Origin of the sequence: Ferrovibrio sp., assembly GCF_965278975.1 — a bacterium.
Lineage (GTDB): Bacteria > Pseudomonadota > Alphaproteobacteria > Ferrovibrionales > Ferrovibrionaceae > Ferrovibrio.
Window position 1 is genome coordinate 17798 of sequence record NZ_OZ257126.1, and the last position, 17481, is coordinate 35278.

Below are 17481 nucleotides of genomic sequence, written 5' to 3' on the forward strand. Positions count from 1 at the left end.
AAGTGCTATTTCACGCGATCCTGCCATTCGCGCACATATAATCGTTGCGACTCAACACCTGCCTGGATGACAATGGCATGAAAGGGACGGCGGACAGCGCCGCCCGACAGGGCCAAATAAAGAGGGGAACGACAATGAAATCAGTCATTTGCCAGAAATCAGTCATTTGGCGGAACAGTCTGGTGGCAGCGGCAGCCCTGGCGGCCTGCATTTCCGGCCCGGCGATGGCGGACAAGCGCAGCAACACGCTGCGCTTCGTCTACGATCAAGTGCCGGAGAATGTCGATCCCTTCTTCAACAATGTGCGCATCGGCGTGATCATCGGCCAGCATGTCTGGGACACGCTGGTCTACCGCGATCCCAATACCAATGAATATAAGGGCCAGCTTGCTTCCGGCTGGCGCCAGATCGACGACCGCACCACCGAATTCGATCTGCGCCAGGGCATCAAATTCCACAACGGCGAGGAATTCGACGCCGATGACGTGGTCTACACCCTGAATTTCGTCGGCAAGGCGGAAAACAAGGTGACCACCCAGAGCAACGTCAACTGGATCGAGAAGGCCGAGAAGGTCGACAAATACAAGGTGCGCGTCACCACCAAGGGCATCTTCCCGCCGATCCTGGAATACCTGTCCGGCCCGGTGGTGATCCACCCGAATGAGTATTACGAGAAGGTCGGCCCCAAGGGGCAGAACGAGAAGCCGGTCGGCTCCGGCCCCTATCGCGTGGTGCAGCATGTCACCGGCAAGTCGATCTCGCTGGAGCGCAACCCGGATTACTTCAAGGCCTCGCCCAAAGGCGTGCCGAAGATCGAAAAGATCGAAATCCGCTTCATCCCGGACCGCCAGACCCAGCTTGCCGAACTGATGAGCCGGGGCGCCGACTTCCTGATGCATGTGCCGAAGGATCAGGCCGACCAGCTTAAAGGCCAGCCCGGCCTGCAGGTGGTGAGTGGTGAAACCATGCGTATCGTGTTCATGCAGATGAACAGCCAGGCCGAAAGCGCCTACCCGGCGCTGAAGGATATCCGCGTGCGCCAGGCGGTGAACCATGCCATCGACCGCGAGGCGATGGTGAAGGCGCTGGTTGGCGAAGGCTCGCGCGTGCTGCACACGATCTGCTTCCCGAGCCAGTTCGGCTGCACCGATGAAGGCGCCAAGCGCTACGAATACAATCCGGCCAAGGCCAAGCAGCTGCTTGCCGAAGCCGGCTTCCCCAACGGCCTGGAACTGCCCTTCGTCGCCTATCGCGAACGGCCGCAATCGGAAGCGATGATCGGCTACCTCAAGGCCGTCGGCATCACCGCCAACCTGAACTTCTTGCAATACGCCGCGATGCGCGAGCAGATCCGCTCCAACAAGGCGGCGCTGACGCACCAGACCTGGGGCTCCTTCTCGGTCAACGACGTATCGGCCTCGACACCCAACTACTATGCCTTCGAGGGCGAGGACATCACCCGCGACCCCGAGGTGCGCGACCTGCTGAAGCAGGGCAACAACACCGTGGACCCGGCGGCGCGCAAGGATGCCTACCGCAAGGCGCTGGCGCTGATCGCCGAACGCGCCTATGCGGTGCCGCTGTATTCGCTGCCGGTATTCTACGCCGCCACCTCGGATCTGGTGTTCAAGGCCTATCCGGATGAACTGCCGCGCTTCTGGGAAATGACCTGGAAGTGAGGCCAAGCGATAGCGCCGGGCCGCTGGCATGTTGATATTCATTGCCAAGCGGCTCGGCCTTGCGCTGCTCGTTGCGCTGGCCGTTTCGGTCGTCTGTTTCCTGCTGGTGCGGCTGTCGGGCGACGTTGCCGCTGCGCTCGCCGGCGAAGGCGCGCGCCAGGTGGATATCGATGCCGTGCGCAAGAATTACGGCCTCGACCGCCCGCTGGTCGTGCAGTATCTCGACTGGCTGTGGCGCACGCTCCAGGGCGATTTCGGTACCTCGCTGTATTTCAAGACCGATGTGACCGGGCTGATCTTCGCCAAGCTGCCCACCACCCTGATGCTCGGCCTCTGCTCGCTGCTGTTCGCGCTCGCCATCTCGATTCCGCTCGGCGTCGCGGCGGCGATCTTCGCCAATAGCTGGATCGACCGCCTGGCGCTGGGCATCGCCGTACTCGGCCAGGCCTTGCCAAACTTCTTCTTCGCCCTGCTGCTGATCATGCTGTTCTCTATCCAGCTGCGCTGGCTGCCGGTTTCGGGCAGCGATTCCTGGGCGCATTTCGTCATGCCGACCATCGCGCTCGGCTATTACATCGCCCCGGCCTTCATGCGCCTGGTGCGCGCCGGCATGGTGGAAGTGCTGTCCGCCGATTATATCCGCACCGCGCGGGCCAAGGGGCTGAACGAGGGCATGGTGGTGTTCAAGCATGGCCTGCGCAATGCGGCGATCCCAGTAGTGGCGCTGGCCGCCGTGCAGCTTGGTTTCCTGCTTGGCGGCTCGGTGGTGATCGAAGCGATCTTCGCCCTCGATGGCCTGGGCTACCTCGCCTACCAGAGCATCACGCACAAGGATTTCCCGGTCACCCAGGCCGTGGTGATGCTGCTGTCGGTATTCTATGTGCTGCTCACCCTGCTCGCCGATCTGGCCAATGCCTGGCTCGATCCGCGCATCCGGGTATCGTGACATGACCGACGCCGCGCTCACCGAAATCTCACCGGCAGCGAAGCGGTTGCGCCGGCTGCGCGGCAATCCCAGCCTGCTCTGGGGCGGCGGTCTGCTGCTGCTGATCATCATTATGGCGATCCTGGCGCCGCTGCTGGCGCCGCATGATCCCTACGCGCAGGACCTGACCCGCCGCCTGATCCCGCCGATCTGGCATGACAAGGGCCAGTGGCTCTATCCGCTCGGCACCGACAATCTCGGCCGCGACTATTTCTCGCGCACCATCTATGGCGCCCGCATCTCGCTGCTCATCGGCCTGTCGGTGGTGATGATATCGGGCGTCATCGGCACCGCCATCGGGCTTTGCGCCGGCTATTTCGGCGGCCGTATCGACATGATCGTCACCTTCGTCACCACCACGCGTCTGGCGATGCCGGTGATCCTGGTGGCGCTGGCCGTGGTTGCCATCCTCGGCTCCTCGCTCGTAGTCGTGATCCTGACGCTCGGCCTGCTGAAATGGGACCGCTTCGCCGTGGTGATGCGTAGCGCGACGCAGCAGACCCGCGCGCTGGATTACATCGCCGCCGCCGAAGCCGCCGGCGCCTCCACGCCGCGCATCATCCTGGGCGAATTGCTGCCGAATGTGGCGCCGCATCTGATCGTGATCGCCACCCTGGAAGCCGCCAGCGCCATCCTGTTGGAAGCAGCGCTGTCATTTCTGGGATTGGGCGTGCAGCCGCCGCTGCCCTCCTGGGGCCTGATGATCGCCGAAGCCAAGACCTACATGTTCTTCAGCTTCTGGCTGATCGCCATTCCCGGCACCATGCTGGCCCTGCTGGTGTTCAGCATCAATCTGGCCGGTGATGGCCTGCGCGATTTCCTCTCGCCGGACGGGCGGGGCTGACATGACCACGCCACTGCTGGAGCTTGCCAATCTGCGCGTGACCCTGCCGACCGGCGACGGGCCGCTGGAAGCGGTGCGTGGCATCAGCTTTTCCATCGCGCGCGGCGAGACGCTCTGCCTGGTGGGGGAAAGCGGCTGCGGCAAATCGATGACCGCGCTTTCCATCATGGGCCTGCTGCCGCGCCGCGCCAGACGCCAGGCCGACCGCCTGATCTTCGATGGCATCGACCTGACCAAGCGTGGCGCCATCGAAAGCCTGCGCGGCAACCGCATCGGCATGATCTTTCAGGAACCGATGACGGCACTGAACCCCGCCTATACCATCGGCGACCAGCTTACCGAGGCTTTCATCAAGCATAAGAAAGCCAGTGCCGCAGCCGCGCGCGAACGCGCCGTGCATCTGCTCGGCAAGGTCGGCATCGCCTCTGCCGGGGAACGCCTGGGCCAGTATCCGCACCAGCTTTCCGGCGGCCTGCGCCAGCGCGTGATGATCGCCATGGCGCTGATGTGCGAGCCGGACCTGCTGATCGCCGATGAACCGACCACGGCGCTGGATGTCACCATCCAGGCACAGATCCTGCGGCTGCTGTTCGAGCTGCAACGCGAACTCGGTATTGCCCTGCTGTTGATCACCCATGACATGGGCGTGGTGGCGCATGTGGCGCACCGCGTCGGCGTCATGTATGCCGGCGAAGTGGTGGAAAGCGGCAGCACGGAAGCGATCCTGCGCCAGCCGCGCCATCCTTATACCCAAGGCCTGCTGAGCTGCATCCCGGTGCCGGGCCGCACATTGCCCGGCGAACGGCTGGGCGTGGTGCCCGGCGTGGTGCCCAATCTCATCGGCGGCCTCAAGGGCTGCGGTTTCAAGAGCCGCTGCGGCTTCGCCGAAGCCGTTTGCGCCGATACGCCGCCGCGCCATGACGATGCCGGCCATGCCTGGGCCTGCATCCGGGGGGCGGCATGAGCGAGATGCACCCCGCAGCACCCCTGCTCGCCATCAAGGGCGTGACGAAAAGTTTTTCCGTCGGCCAGGGCATGTTCAAGCCTAAGCGGCTGCTGCATGCGGTGAACGGCGTCGAGCTGGAAATCCGGCGCGGCGATGTGCTCGGCATCGTCGGCGAAAGCGGCTGCGGCAAATCCACGCTCGCGCGCATCCTGCTCGGCCTGCTGCCGCCCAATGAAGGCGAGATCACCCTGGAAGGCCAGCCGCTGGCAACTCTGGGCCGCCGTGCCGTGGCACGCCGGGTGCAGCCGATCTTCCAGGACCCGTATTCCTCGCTCAACCCGCGCCGCAGCCTGGCTTCCCTGGTGGCCCTGCCGCTGGAAGTGCACGGCATCGGCGATGCCGCCTCGCGCCGCCGCCAGGCCATCGAGATGCTGGAGCGTGTCGGCTTGAGCAGCCGCTTTGCCGACCGCTATGCGCGCGAGCTTTCCGGCGGCCAGCGCCAGCGCGTCGCCATCGCCCGCGCCCTGGTGATGCGGCCCGATATCGTGGTCTGCGACGAGCCGACCTCGGCGCTGGATGTTTCCGTGCAGTCGCAGATCATCAACCTGCTGCTGGATCTGCGCCGCGACTTCTCGCTCACCTATGTTTTCATCAGCCATAACCTGGCCGTGGTGGAGCATATCGCCACCCGCGTGGCGGTGATGTATCTCGGCCGTGTCGTCGAGCAGGCCGAGACGCGTCAGCTTTTCGCCGCGCCGCGCCATCCCTACACCAAGGCGTTGCTGGCTTCCGTGCTGACGCCGGAGCCGCAGCTTGGCGTGCCCGATACCGGGCTGGGTCTCGCCTTCCCCGACCCGCTCAATCCGCCGCCCGGCTGCCCGTTCCATCCCCGCTGCACCGATGTCATAACTACCTGCCGCACCGCCATGCCGGCCCTTGTGGGCGGCGTGGCCTGCCATGTTCATTCCGGAGTTCCCGATCATGCGTGACCTGCATCTGCCCGGCCGTTCCGTCGCCATGGGCCGCCATGGCGCCGCCGCCACGTCCCATTCTCTCGCCACCATCACCGCGCTCGACATCCTGAAGCGCGGCGGCAATGCCACCGATGCCGCCATCGCCGCCTGCGCCGTGCAATGCATTGTCGAGCCGGAATCGACCGGCATCGGCGGCGACAATTTCGTGCTCTATGCCCCGGCCGGCACCGACACGCGCAAGGGCGGCAAGGTCTATGGGCTGAACGGCTCCGGCCGCGCACCTGCCGGCCTTTCCTCCGATTTCCTGCTCGGCCAGGGCCTGAAGGAAATCGGCCTCACCAGCGTGCATGCCATCACCATTCCCGGCGCTGTCGATGCCTGGGCCAAGCTGAACCAGCGTTTCGGCAAGCTGCCGCTGGCGGACCTGCTGCAACCGGCAATCACATTCGCCGAAGAGGGCTTTCCGATCACCGAGCGCGTCAGCGTCGATTTCGGTCGCCAGATCAATATCGACAAGCTGAGCGCCGACAAGAATTCGGCTGCCGTCTACCTGCCCGGCGGCAAGCCGCCGAAGGCCGGCGACCTGATGAAACTGGAAACCTATGCCAAGGTGCTGCGCGAAATCGCCGCCAAGGGCCGCGATGGCTTCTACACCGGCTGGGTGGCCGAGGATATCGTCAGCTATTGCCGCAGCCTCGGCGGCACTCACAGCCTGGAGGATTTCGCCACCCAGGAAGCTTTCTGGGTCGAGCCGATCGCGACGCAGTATCGCGGTGTCGAATTGCTGGAAATCCCGCCTTCGGGCCAGGGCATCACCACGCTGATCATGCTCAACATCCTGGCCGGCCTCGATCTTGGCAAATACGGGCCGCACAGCGTCGAGCGTTTCCATCTCGAAGCCGAAGCGACTCGCCTGGCCTTCCAGGCACGCGACACTTACGTTGCCGATCCGGCCTTCGCCGATGTGCCGGTGGAAAAGCTGCTCTCCGCTGCCTTCGCCGATGAACTGCGCGGCCGCATTGACATCAAGCGCGCCATGGCCTCACCCGGCCCGGCGGGCAATGGCGCGGTCTACCGCGACACGGTGTATATCTCGGTGGTGGATGGCGAGGGCAATTGCTGCTCCTTCATCAACTCGCTGTTCTGGCCTTTCGGCACCGGCTTGAGCAGCCCGAAGACCGGCCTGCTGCTGCAAAATCGCGGCGCCGGATTCCGCGTCGATCCCAAGCATCCAAACAACGTAGCGCCCGGCAAGCGGCCGATGCACACCATCATCCCGGCGATGGCGCTGAAGGATGGCAAGCCCTGGCTCTGCTATGGCGTGATGGGCGGCGGCTTCCAGCCGGTCGGCCAGAGCCATGTGCTGACCAACATCGTCGATTTCGGCATGGATGTGCAGGAAGCCATCGACAGTCCGCGCGGCTTCCATGTCGCCGGCAAGTTCGAGGCCGAACGCGGTATCCCGCAGGAAGTGCTGGCCGGCCTCGCGGCGCTGGGCCATGAGATCAAGATGGCGGAAATGCCCCATGGCGGTGGCCAGGCCATCATGCTCAACGCCAATGGCGTGCTGATGGCCGGCTCCGATCCGCGCAAGGATGGCTGCGCGCTCGCCTATTGAGGTGACGCTTGCGGAAAGCGCGGCGCGCCCGGCTCCAGCGGGGTGCGCAGCGTGTTCACGGTGAAGGATACCGTGTGATAGAAGCCGGCCAGGCTGAGGATTTCGACAAGCTGCGCGGCTGAGAATACCGCGCTGGCCTCGGCCCAGAGCGCATCATCCAGGCCCTTGGCATCGATCAGCGCATCGATGATGCGCAGCAGCAGTATATCGTCTGCCGCCGTGAAGCCGCCGCCGAGCCGCGTACCGGCGATTTCCGCCGGTGTGAAGCCGGCCTTCGCGGCGAAGAAGGCGACATGCACGCCCCATTCATATTCGGCGCCGAGCCGGGCGGTGACGCGCAGGATGACGATTTCGCGCTGCCGCAGGCTGATCGAACCGGGATCGAGCAAGGCGCCGCCGCGCCAGCGGCCAAGCACACGCGGGTTATGCGCCACCTGGCGGAACAGCGCGATCGGCGGCAGGCCCGGCGGCATCATGCGGGCGAATTCGGCGGCCACCGCATCATCATAGGGCGGCTCCAGCGGCGCGAGGCGCGGTTGGGTCATGGCGTATTCCTCTCTTTTGTGCTACTGATTCCGTAGCAATCGAAACCATATCGCTACTAATTCAGTAGCGCAAGAGGCTACATGGCAAAGCTGACGACCAAGGTGACAAAGCGCGTGCGCGGCTCCAGCACCGGCCGACCGATCATGGTGGCGCTGGACCTGCTGGGCCGGCGCTGGAGTCTGCGGATATTGTGGGAATTGCGCGATGGCCCGTTGAGCTTCCGCGCCCTGCAGGCCGCCTGCGGCCAGCTATCGCCGAGCGTGCTGCAACAGCGGCTGAACGATCTGCGCGAGGCACGGCTAGTGGCACATGACGGCGAAAGCGGCTATGCCCTCACCCAGCAAGCCGTGAAGCTGCAGCCTTTGCTGCTGGCGCTGGACCGCTGGGCCGCCGACTGGGCAGCCGAAACGGCTTAGAAACCGCGCTGCTTGCGATTGAAGTCAAGCTGCTCGTTATCGAGTTCCAGGCCGATCAGGATTTCGATATCGCGCGTGCTGCGACCGGCCAGCGGGATACGCTGCTCCAGTTCATCACCCACGGCGACACGGCGGCGGCCCGGCGGCAGCGGGATCCGCGCCGAGAAGGCATCGCGCGACAGGATATTCTGCTGCTTGTCCACCACGGCGATGAAATACGGCACCACGGATTCGCGGCTGTCGCCAGCGGCGGGGCCGCGCGTGGCTGCGATCTGCAAGGTGAAGGTCACCGTGACGGCGACATTCTTGACCTTGTCCTTTTCCTCGAATTTGCAGCCGCCATTGTAATCCAGCAGCTCGACCTCATAAGCGACATCGGTGAGGTCTCGGCCCGGACCGGGGCGGAATTGCACAGCCTTGCGCGCATCACCCAGGATGCCGATGCGTGGGCAGGGCGGCGGCGGCTCGGCATCCTTCTTGCCGAACCAGCCCCCAGAACCGCAACTGGCCAGCAGCACCAGCGGCAGCATCAGGGCAGCAGGACGCAGGCGGCTGAGAAGCCTTCCGGAACCGGCCGGATCGGTCATGGCGCACTTTCCTTCCCGCGTCAGGTACGATAGCTTGCCCGGCAGTTTGGCGGGCGGATTTCCTGTATAGAATACCCCCCCGCCCCCTTACAAGCGACAGCCCCCAAGGCCCGGATGAACAGCCCGCTTATCCCCCCGCAACACGAGACCAGAGCGCCCGAATCGCTACTTCCGGCAGTGGAGATCGTGCTGGCGGCGCCGCGCGGCTTCTGTGCCGGGGTGGATCGCGCCATCCAGATCGTGGAACGCGCCATCGAGAAATACGGCGCCCCGGTCTATGTGCGCCATGAGATCGTGCATAACCGTTTCGTCGTCGAAAGCCTGGCCGCCAAGGGCGCTGTTTTCGTCGATGAACTGGACCAGGTGCCAGCCGGGGTGCCGGTGATCTTCTCCGCCCATGGCGTGCCCAAATCGGTGCCGGCGGCGGCCAGGAACCGCAACCTGTTCTACCTCGATGCCACCTGCCCGCTGGTGAGCAAGGTGCACCGCGAGGCCGAACGGCATCACCGCGAGAACCACCATATCCTGCTGATCGGCCATGCCGGCCACCCGGAAGTGATCGGCACCATGGGCCAGTTGCCCGACGGCGCGGTGAGCCTGGTGGAGACCGTGGCCGATGTGGCCCGGCTGCCCGAGCGGCCCGGCGCCTCGCTGGCCTATATCACGCAGACGACGCTTTCGGTGGACGATACCGCCGAGATCATCACCGCCTTGCAGCAGCGCTTCCCCGGCATCGAAGGCCCGAAGAAGGAAGACATCTGCTATGCCACCACCAACCGGCAGGCGGCGGTTAAGGCCATCGCCGCCGAATGCGATGCCCTGCTGGTGATCGGCGCGCCGAATTCCTCCAATTCCCTGCGCCTGGTGGAAGTGGCACAACGCAGCGGCTGCCAAGTGGCGCAACTGGTGCAGCGGGCCGGCGATATCGACTGGACCGCCCTGGGCCAGCCGCGCCGCATCGGCATCACTGCCGGCGCCAGCGCGCCTGAATTGCTGGTGGAAGAAGTGATTGCCGCCATCCGCGCCCGCTTCAATGTCACCCTGCGGGAAATCACCACCGCCACCGAGGCCGTGCAGTTCAAGCTGCCCGCAGCCCTGGACAGCAGCGCCGCATAGCACCATGGCTGTTTACACAGAAATCAACGAAGACCAGCTCTGCGCCCTGCTTGCCGAATACGATCTCGGCATGCTGCTGTCCTGCAAGGGCATCGCCGAGGGCGTGGAAAATTCCAACTACATGCTCGGCACCGAGAAGGGCAATTACTTCCTCACGCTGTATGAGAAGCGCGTGAACAAGGAAGAACTGCCCTATTTCCTCGGCCTGATGGACCATCTGGCGCAGAAAGGCCTGCCCTGCCCCACACCGGTGCATGGCCGCGATGGCCAGATCCTGCGCGAAGTGGCCGGCCGCCCCTGTGCCATCATCAGCTTCCTCAACGGCGTGTCGCCGAAGCGGCTGACGCCGAAGCATTGCTTCGAGGTCGGCGCCGCCACCGCACGGCTGCATATCGCCGGCGCGGATTTCCCCGGCCAGCGCGCCAACGCGCTTTCCATCGATGGCTGGAAAAGCCTGATCGATGCCTGCGGCCCGCGCGCCAGCAAGGTGCGCGCCGGGCTTGAAACCGAACTGATGCGCGAATGGGACAGCTTGCGCGCCACCTGGCCGGAGCAGCCCGGCCGCCAGGGCGAGCGTCCGCTGCCGCATGGCGTGATTCATGCCGATCTGTTCCCCGATAATATCTTCTTCATCGGCGACGACTTCAGCGGCATGTTCGATTTCTACTTCGCCTGCAACGACTATTACGCCTATGACCTGGCGGTGCTGCTGAATGCCTGGTGCTTCGAGGCCGATGGCGCCTTCAATGTCACCAAGGGCCGCGCACTGATCAGCGGCTATGAGAGCATACGGCCGTTGACCGATGGCGAAGTGCACAGCCTGCCGCTGTTTGCGCGCGGCGCCGCTTTGCGCTTCCTGCTGACGCGGCTGTATGACTGGCTGAATCAGGTGCCCGGCGCCCTGGTGCGGCCAAAGGACCCGATGGAATACTGGCAGAAGCTGAACTTCCATCGCCTGGTGCTTGGCCCCAGCGCCTATGGCATCGAACGCTCGTCATGAGCGGTGAAGAAGAAGTCAGCCGCGTCGAGGCTTATACTGACGGTGCCTGCCTGGGTAATCCCGGTGTTGGCGGCTGGGCGGCCTTGCTGCGCTTCGGCGGGCGTGAGCGCGAGATCAGCGGCGCCGAGGGCCATACCACCAACAACCGCATGGAACTGATGGCGGCCATTTCCGCGCTGGAGGCACTGAAACGCCCCTGCACGGTGCATCTCTTCACCGACAGCCGCTATGTGATCGATGGGGTGACGAAATGGCTGCGGCCCTGGAAGGCGCGTGGCTGGAAAACCGCCGACCGCAAGCCGGTGAAGAACGTGGACCTGTGGCAGCGGCTGGAAGCGGCGATGGCGCCGCATAAAGTTGACTGGGAATGGGTGCGCGGCCATAGCGGCCATGCCGAGAATGAACGCGTCGATGTGCTGGCTAGAACCGCTGCCACCGCTCAGCGCGATGGCAGCGGCTAGATCACTCAGGCCTGGCCGAGCAGCGTGCCGGCGTCAGACACCTCGAAGGCACCCGGCTTTTCCAGGTTCAGGCTCTTCACCGTGCCGTTATCCACGATCATCGAATAGCGCTGCGAGCGCACGCCGAGACCGCGGGCGGTCAGGTCGAATTCCATGCCGATGGCCTTGGTGAATTCACCGCTGCCATCAGCCAGCATCATCACCTTTTCGCCGGCTTCCTGCTGCTTGCCCCAGGCGCCCATGACGAAGGCGTCGTTGACCGACAGGCAGGCAATCACATCGAAGCCCTTGCCCTTGAATTCCGCCGCCTTCTCGATATAGCCCGGCAGATGTTTGGCCGAGCAGGTCGGCGTGAAGGCACCCGGCAGGGCGAACAACGCCACCTTCTTGCCCTTGAACAATTCACCGGTCTTCACCGCTTCGGGGCCATTGGCGCCCTGGGTGAAGATGGTCACGTCGGGCATGCTGTCGCCGACCTTGATCGTCATGATATCCTCGCTCTGCTTATGGTTCATGGGGCAGCCGCATGGCGGCGCCAAGGCGCCCATAACATGGGTCGGGAATGGGCCGGAAACAAGCCTCCGGTGGCTCGCTCAGGGCGTGAATTCGGCGCTGCGGCGGCCATCCACCAGGGTGAAACGCAAGCCCCCCAAGGCCGGCGGCTGGTCCACCGGCGTATAGGGCAAGGCCAGTTCCAGGCTGCCATCGGCCTGGGGCAGCAGCTTCGGGCGGCCGAACCAGTATTCCACCGGCCCTTCAACGAAAATGTCCGGCGCCTCCAGGCGGGCTTCGGGGGCGAATTTCAGCAGCAGCTTGCCTTCCTTCTGGCGGAAGGACGGCACCTGAATACCTGCCGCCGCCAGGCTGCCCGGCACTTCGGCACGGAAACGCTCGATCAGCGCCGCCGCCGGCCCCTCGCCCGGATTAAGCGTCAGCGTGAGACGCTCCTCGCGCAGCACACAGATCTCCTTGCAGATGCCGAATTCGGCCAGCAGCTTCAGCGTCACCGGCTTGGTGGCCTTCTGCGCCTGAACCCGCAGCGGCAGCACCACCTCACCCTTGTAGCCGATCAGATCGATACCGCTGATCGACATGCGGCGCGGCGCCGGCCATTCCACATCAACTGAGGCAAGATTGCCGGAGCCCGACCAGTCGAAGCGCGGCGGCACACCGCCCTCGCCCGGCTGGCGCCAATAGAATTTCCAGCCCGGCTCAAGGCGCAGATGCAGCCCGGCATAGCCTTCAGCACCTTGCACCAGCCGCGCACGCAAAGGCTCGGCGGCCAGAACACCGCCGTTCAGCAGAGACAGGCCGACAGCGGCCACAAATGCCCAAATCCCGATTCGCATGATCCCTTTTTAGGCAAGATCAAGCGGCGCCGCCATATGGACATTACCGCCCAAGGGGGTAACATTCGGGTGAGACTCGCACGTCCGGAGATCGGCATGAAACGATCGACCAAAGGCAAGAAAATGTCTGGGTATCTGGAGCGCCATCTGCTGGTGGCGATGCCTGGAATCGGTGATCCGCGTTTCGCCCGCACCGTGATCTATATGTGCTCGCATAATGCCGAAGGCGCCATGGGGTTGGTGATCAACAAGCCCTATCCCGGCCTCACCTTCCCCAACCTGCTGCGCCAGCTCAGCATCGAAACCACGGTTGAATCCAACATCACGGTGCGGCTCGGCGGCCCGGTGGAAACCGGCCGCGGCTTCGTGCTGCATTCCACCGATTACATGCAGCCGGGCAGCGTGCCGATTGACGAACGCAGCGGCATCGGCCTCACCGCGACGCTGGACGTGCTGCGCGCCATCGCCAGCGGCACCGGGCCGCAGCACCGGCTATTCGCGCTCGGCTATGCCGGCTGGAGCGCCGGTCAGCTCGATACCGAATTGCAGCAAAATGGCTGGCTCACCGTGCCGGCGAATTTCGACCTGGTGTTCGATCCCGACCTCGACTCGCTCTGGGAGCGTTCGATCGCCACGCTGGGCATCAACCTGAGCCACCTCTCCGGTGTGGCAGGCCACGCTTAAAGCCGGAAATACGCCACCAGTTCATTGAGCTGATCGGCCTGGGTCGCCATTGCCTGGGATGAAGCCGTGGTCTGCTCCACCAGCGCACCATTGCGCTGGGTCATCTCATCCATGTTCGACACGGCGGTGTTCACCTCATCCAGTCCAGTCGCCTGCTCGCGGCTGGCCGAGGCGATCTCGGCAACGATATCCGCCACCTTCTTCACTGAGGTGACTATCTCGGTCAGCGCCTCGCCGGCACGCTTCACCAGATCGGCGCCCTGGCGTACCTGGGCATTGGACTCGTTGATCAGCGCCTTGATGTCCTTCGAGGCATTGGCCGAACGCTGCGCCAGCGCGCGCACCTCCTGCGCCACCACGGCAAAGCCCTTGCCGGCTTCACCCGCCCGCGCCGCTTCCACGGAAGCATTGAGTGCCAGCAGGTTGGTCTGGAACGCGATCTCATCGATCAGGCCGACAATATCAACGATCTTGCCGGCACTGGATTCGATGCCGGCCATGGCGGTCACCGCCTTCTCCACCACATCGCCGCCGGTATTGGCCGTGTTGCGCGCCACCTGGCTGAGCTGATTGGCGGCTTCGGCGCTCTCGGCGTTCTGTTTCACCGTCGAGGTGATTTCATGCATCGATGCCGCCGTCTGCTCCAGGCTGGCGGCCTGCTGCTCGGTGCGGCTGGCGAGATCGGTGGAGCCGGCAGAAATTTCCGCCGCTGCTTCGCGCACGGCTTGAGCCGTATGACTGATGCGCTTGACCACGCCGGCAAGCTGTTCGGCGGTCTGATTGACATTGCCTTGCAGCGTCGCGAACACGCCCTTGAATTCGCCCTGCACGCGGCCGGTCATGTCGCCATGGGCCATCTGGTCAAGCGTGCGGTTCACCGCGTCGATGGAACCGGCGAAGCTATCCAGCAGCGTGTTCACGCCTTCGGCCAGGCGCTGCATCACGCCATCGAGCGCCGAGGCATCGATACGCTGGGCCAGATCACCGGCGGCAGCAGCGGAAACGATCTGGCCGACAGAGCGGTCGATCAGTTCCTCCTGGGCCTCGCGTTCCTGCTCGAATCGCTGCCGGCTATCCTCGACCTGGCGCTGCAACTGCTCATTCTCGATACCATTCTCCTTGAATACCTGCACCGCGCGCGCCATGTCGCCGATCTCGTCCGGCCGTGTGCGGTCCGGCACATCGGTGCTCCAGTCGCGATGCGCCAGCCGATCCATCACGCCGGTAAGGCCGACCATGGTGTCGACGACGCGGCGGCCGACATAGAGCCAGCCGATCAATGCCGCCGCCAACAGGCTCAAGCCGGTCAGCACCGCCAGCACGGCAATGCCGGTTTTCACCGTGGCGTAGGAGGCATCCGCCGCTTCACCAGCACCAGCCCGCGCCATGGCAACAATCGCCTCGGTCTGCTCCGTCAAGGTTGCCGCCGCCTGGCGTGCCGAAGCCAGCGCGTTATCCACCTGAGTCTGCGCGGTCAGTTCGCGGCGCCGCAGCGCGATGATGCCATCGCGCGCCGCGCCGAAGCTGATCATATCGGCAACCGCCTTCTTGATCGCATCGTCATTATAGGCGTCGCTCACCCGCTTCAGCGCGCCACGCATGCGTGTTTCAGTGCTCTGGAAACGATCCACCAAGCCATTGAGCGCCGCGTCATTTGGCGCATTCGCCATGGCTTCCAGCAGACTGGCGGCCTGATTCATGCCAGCGGTAAGTTCCGAGAGGCCATCGACCAGGGCGAATTCGAACTCCGACACGCCCTTCATATAGTCGGCGACATCCTTCAGATTGCGGCCACTCTGGGCAACGCCTTCCAGGGTCATGACGATGGAAAATACCGTATCATCCGACAGCTTGGCGGTGGCGGCGGTATAGGCATCCAGGGTGCGGTTGACATTGCGGATGATATCGCCGCGCTGCTCGGCCAGCCGCAGGCGCAAGGCGGTACGTTCGCCGATGGTGTTGATCTGGCGGTCCATGGTGGAAATCGCCGCCTCGATCTTGCCGGTATCGCTGCTGGCGCCGCTCTGCTTGATCAAGGTGAGTGCATTGGAAATGGCATCGATCAGCTTGTGAACCCGCTGTTCCTGATCGTTGCGTTCGGCTTCGCTGCGCGAAGCGCCCAGGGCCGGCGCGGCGGCGGCAAGCTGCGAGGATTGTGCCGCCAGATTCAGCGATGCAATCACCGCCGGCAGGCTGTCCTGCATCACAGTATCCAGCGTGTCGTTGATGCGGTTCATGAACAGGCCGGCACTCAGCGCGCAGACCAGTGTGAGCGCGGCAATGGCACCGAAGGCGAGGAACAGTTTCTGGCGGATGCCCATGCGCCGGACGGCGGCAGGGCGTGAGGCGCCGGGACGCGCGGCAAGGGTGGTTGTGGCGTGGTCCATGCTGGCCTCCACCGGCTGGGTATCGGTCATCGTGGTCATTGCAGGGCCTTGATCGCTTTGAAGCTGCCATCGGCACCGATCACGGTGAGGAACACCGCATCCGAGCCCTGATTGTCATTCTCTCCGAAGCTGAGCGTGACGCCACCGAGATCGTAGCTGCCCCCGCTGAGTGCCTTCAGCAGGTTGGCGCGGGTCGGCTCGCCATCGAGTTTCTGCAACGCCATGATCACCAGCTTGCCGACCATGTAGCCTTCCAGCGAGATGAAGCCACCCCAGGCCTTCGGCACATGCTCCGCCAGCGCCTTCTGGTAGGCTGCGACCAGAGGGATGCTGGTATCGCGCGGGAACGGCACCACCTGGGTCACCACCACACCGGCGCCATCGGAGCCGAGATCGGCGGCCAGGGCATCGGAACCGACAAAGGAGATGTTCACGAACACCGCCTTCAGACTCATCTTCTTGGCGGCGCGGATGAATTCACCCGATGGCGCATACGGTCCGATGATGATGATGGCCTGCGGATTGCTCTTGCGCAGTTCCAGCAGCGCCCGCTTCACGGCGGTGGTGTTGCGCTCGAAAGTTGCCTCGCCAGCCAGTTCCATCTTGCGCTTGGTGAGCGCGCGCTGCACACCGGCTAGGCCGGCGCGGCCGAATGAGTCATTCTGGTACAGAATGGCGATGCGCTCATGCTTCAGGTCGGTGGTGAGGCGCTCCACCATCTCCTCGGTTTCCTGGAAATACGAGGCGCGCACATTCACTACATGCGGCTTGTAGGGATTGCGCAGGAATTCCACGCCGGTGAACGGCCCGATGAACGGCACTTTATCGGCAGCCATGATCGGCTCCATGGCCGCCGAGGTCGGCGTGCCGACCGGCCCGATCAGGCCGAAAACCTTGTCTTCATTCAGCAGCTGGCGCGCCGCCACTGCCGCCTTGCCCGGCTCGTAGCCATCATCGCGCACCACAAGCTGCAGCTTGCGGCCCTTCACACCGCCGGCGGCATTGATCTCGCCAAAGGCCGCCAGGATGCCATCGCGCATGCCAGTGCCGAGCGCCGAAGCCGGCCCTTCCATCACGGCAGCCTGGCCGAACACGATGCGGTCTGAAAATACGCCGGGATCAGCCGCCAGCAAAGGTGCGGCAAAGCCAAGGCCCGCCACCATGCCTGCCGCGATCAGGCCCAAGCGCGCAATTCTGCTGCCTGCCATCACACCCTCCCCAACTTCTGCACACCACGGTCTATGCCGGGTTTCACGCAACCTTAAAGCGGCGGCGCGGGCAAAGCAAACACGAGGATGTTGGTGCTCGAACTAGTCGGTAACGAGCCGCGCATAAAGGCGGTGGTCGCGCCATACGCCATCGATCTTGAGATATTCGCGCATCAGCCCTTCCGGCTTGAATCCGGCACGCAGCAGCAGGCGCTGGCTTGGCTGATTCTCGGGCAAGGTGGCGGCTTCCAGCCGATGCAACTTCAATTCTGCAAAACACCACGCCACCATCATGGTAATGGCTTCACTCATATGGCCCTGGCCCGCATAGGGCTTGCCGATCCAATAGCCGAACTCACCGCATTGCGCGGCGCCACGGCGAAGATTTGACAGAGTAATTCCACCTAGCAGTGCGTTGTTCTGGCGCGCGAAGATGAAAAAGGCCGCCCCGGTATCGGTGCGGCGCAGGCGATCGAACCAGATCAGGCGGCGGCGAAAGCCATCGCGGGTCAGCGCGTCGTCGGCCCAGCTTGGCTCCCAGGGCTGCAGATGCTCGCGGCTGACCGCCCGCAATGCCGCCCAGGCTTCGAAATCACCGGCATCGGGGCTGCGCAGATACAGCCGGTCGGTCGTCATCGCGGGCGCTGGCTGCGACAGGAAGCGCCCGAAGATCATCTTCCC

Annotated in this window: 18 protein-coding genes; 11 read left to right on the forward strand and 7 right to left on the reverse strand. The window is 64.2% G+C overall.

The window, feature by feature from the left end; translation table 11 throughout:
* The first annotated feature begins 182 nt into the window (after positions 1-182).
* From ACQY7X_RS00095 to ggt, 6 genes are read left to right on the forward strand one after another with little or no spacing between them, the layout of a single operon-like run.
* The gene (locus ACQY7X_RS00095) at positions 183-1679 is read left to right on the forward strand and encodes an ABC transporter substrate-binding protein (RefSeq protein ID WP_428247798.1); all 1497 of its coding nucleotides are present in this window, start codon (positions 183-185) and stop codon (positions 1677-1679) included.
* Between the two features lie 28 nt (positions 1680-1707).
* A complete protein-coding gene (locus tag ACQY7X_RS00100; protein WP_428247799.1) occupies positions 1708-2625 on the forward strand; it encodes an ABC transporter permease in 918 nt (305 codons plus the stop codon).
* 1 nt (position 2626) lies between these two features.
* Complete coding sequence (locus ACQY7X_RS00105; protein WP_428247800.1) at positions 2627-3508, forward strand: ABC transporter permease; 882 nt, start codon at positions 2627-2629, stop codon at positions 3506-3508.
* 1 nt (position 3509) lies between these two features.
* A complete protein-coding gene (locus tag ACQY7X_RS00110) occupies positions 3510-4472 on the forward strand; it encodes an ABC transporter ATP-binding protein (RefSeq protein ID WP_428247801.1) in 963 nt (320 codons plus the stop codon).
* Positions 4469-5443, forward strand: a complete 975-nt coding sequence (locus ACQY7X_RS00115) for an ABC transporter ATP-binding protein (RefSeq protein WP_428247802.1) — start codon at positions 4469-4471, stop codon at positions 5441-5443. The genes ACQY7X_RS00110 and ACQY7X_RS00115 overlap by 4 nt, the downstream gene beginning before the upstream one ends.
* The gene (gene ggt, locus ACQY7X_RS00120; protein ID WP_428247803.1) at positions 5436-7046 is read left to right on the forward strand and encodes a gamma-glutamyltransferase; all 1611 of its coding nucleotides are present in this window, start codon (positions 5436-5438) and stop codon (positions 7044-7046) included. Before ACQY7X_RS00115 ends, ggt begins: the two co-directional genes overlap by 8 nt.
* On the opposite strand, the gene ACQY7X_RS00125 is transcribed toward ggt, so the two are convergent.
* Entirely contained in the window at positions 7040-7591 is a 552-nt protein-coding gene (locus ACQY7X_RS00125; protein ID WP_428247804.1) for a carboxymuconolactone decarboxylase family protein, read from the reverse strand. The two genes, ggt and ACQY7X_RS00125, sit on opposite strands and share 7 nt — an antisense overlap.
* 81 nt (positions 7592-7672) lie before the next feature.
* Between ACQY7X_RS00125 and ACQY7X_RS00130 the strand changes: the two genes are divergently transcribed.
* Positions 7673-8008 carry a winged helix-turn-helix transcriptional regulator gene (locus ACQY7X_RS00130; RefSeq protein WP_428247805.1) on the forward strand — a complete coding sequence of 112 codons (336 nt, stop codon included), beginning with the start codon at positions 7673-7675 and terminating at the stop codon, positions 8006-8008.
* Here ACQY7X_RS00130 and ACQY7X_RS00135 read toward each other — a convergent pair.
* Positions 8005-8595, reverse strand: coding sequence for a hypothetical protein (locus ACQY7X_RS00135; protein ID WP_428247806.1), 591 nt, complete (start codon positions 8593-8595; stop codon positions 8005-8007). The two genes, ACQY7X_RS00130 and ACQY7X_RS00135, sit on opposite strands and share 4 nt — an antisense overlap.
* Before the next feature lie 114 nt (positions 8596-8709).
* Here ACQY7X_RS00135 and ispH point away from each other — a divergent pair, with 114 nt between their 5' ends.
* From ispH to rnhA, 3 genes are read left to right on the forward strand one after another with little or no spacing between them, the layout of a single operon-like run.
* The gene (gene ispH / locus ACQY7X_RS00140; protein ID WP_428247807.1) at positions 8710-9711 is read left to right on the forward strand and encodes a 4-hydroxy-3-methylbut-2-enyl diphosphate reductase; all 1002 of its coding nucleotides are present in this window, start codon (positions 8710-8712) and stop codon (positions 9709-9711) included.
* Between the two features lie 4 nt (positions 9712-9715).
* A complete protein-coding gene (gene thrB / locus ACQY7X_RS00145; protein ID WP_428247808.1) occupies positions 9716-10711 on the forward strand; it encodes a homoserine kinase in 996 nt (331 codons plus the stop codon).
* Entirely contained in the window at positions 10708-11172 is a 465-nt protein-coding gene (gene rnhA, locus ACQY7X_RS00150; protein WP_428247809.1) for a ribonuclease HI, read from the forward strand. The genes thrB and rnhA overlap by 4 nt, the downstream gene beginning before the upstream one ends.
* A gap of 5 nt (positions 11173-11177) precedes the next feature.
* Here rnhA and ACQY7X_RS00155 read toward each other — a convergent pair whose 3' ends face one another.
* Positions 11178-11687: a peroxiredoxin gene (locus ACQY7X_RS00155; protein ID WP_428247810.1), complete on the reverse strand. Its 510-nt coding sequence runs from the start codon at positions 11685-11687 to the stop codon at positions 11178-11180.
* A gap of 78 nt (positions 11688-11765) precedes the next feature.
* Entirely contained in the window at positions 11766-12521 is a 756-nt protein-coding gene (locus ACQY7X_RS00160) for a protein-disulfide reductase DsbD domain-containing protein (RefSeq protein WP_428247811.1), read from the reverse strand.
* Positions 12522-12617: 96 nt separating this feature from the next.
* Between ACQY7X_RS00160 and ACQY7X_RS00165 the strand changes: the two genes are divergently transcribed.
* Positions 12618-13205 carry a YqgE/AlgH family protein gene (locus tag ACQY7X_RS00165; protein ID WP_428247812.1) on the forward strand — a complete coding sequence of 196 codons (588 nt, stop codon included), beginning with the start codon at positions 12618-12620 and terminating at the stop codon, positions 13203-13205.
* Here the strand turns inward: ACQY7X_RS00165 and ACQY7X_RS00170 are convergent.
* From ACQY7X_RS00170 to ACQY7X_RS00180, 3 genes are all read right to left on the reverse strand, one after another.
* Positions 13202-15631 carry a methyl-accepting chemotaxis protein gene (locus ACQY7X_RS00170; protein ID WP_428247813.1) on the reverse strand — a complete coding sequence of 810 codons (2430 nt, stop codon included), beginning with the start codon at positions 15629-15631 and terminating at the stop codon, positions 13202-13204. The two genes, ACQY7X_RS00165 and ACQY7X_RS00170, sit on opposite strands and share 4 nt — an antisense overlap.
* Entirely contained in the window at positions 15628-16800 is a 1173-nt protein-coding gene (locus ACQY7X_RS00175; protein WP_428247814.1) for an ABC transporter substrate-binding protein, read from the reverse strand. The genes ACQY7X_RS00170 and ACQY7X_RS00175 overlap by 4 nt, the downstream gene beginning before the upstream one ends.
* Positions 16801-16902: 102 nt before the next feature.
* Entirely contained in the window at positions 16903-17475 is a 573-nt protein-coding gene (locus tag ACQY7X_RS00180; protein ID WP_428247815.1) for a GNAT family N-acetyltransferase, read from the reverse strand.
* Between the last annotated feature and the right edge of the window lie 6 nt (positions 17476-17481).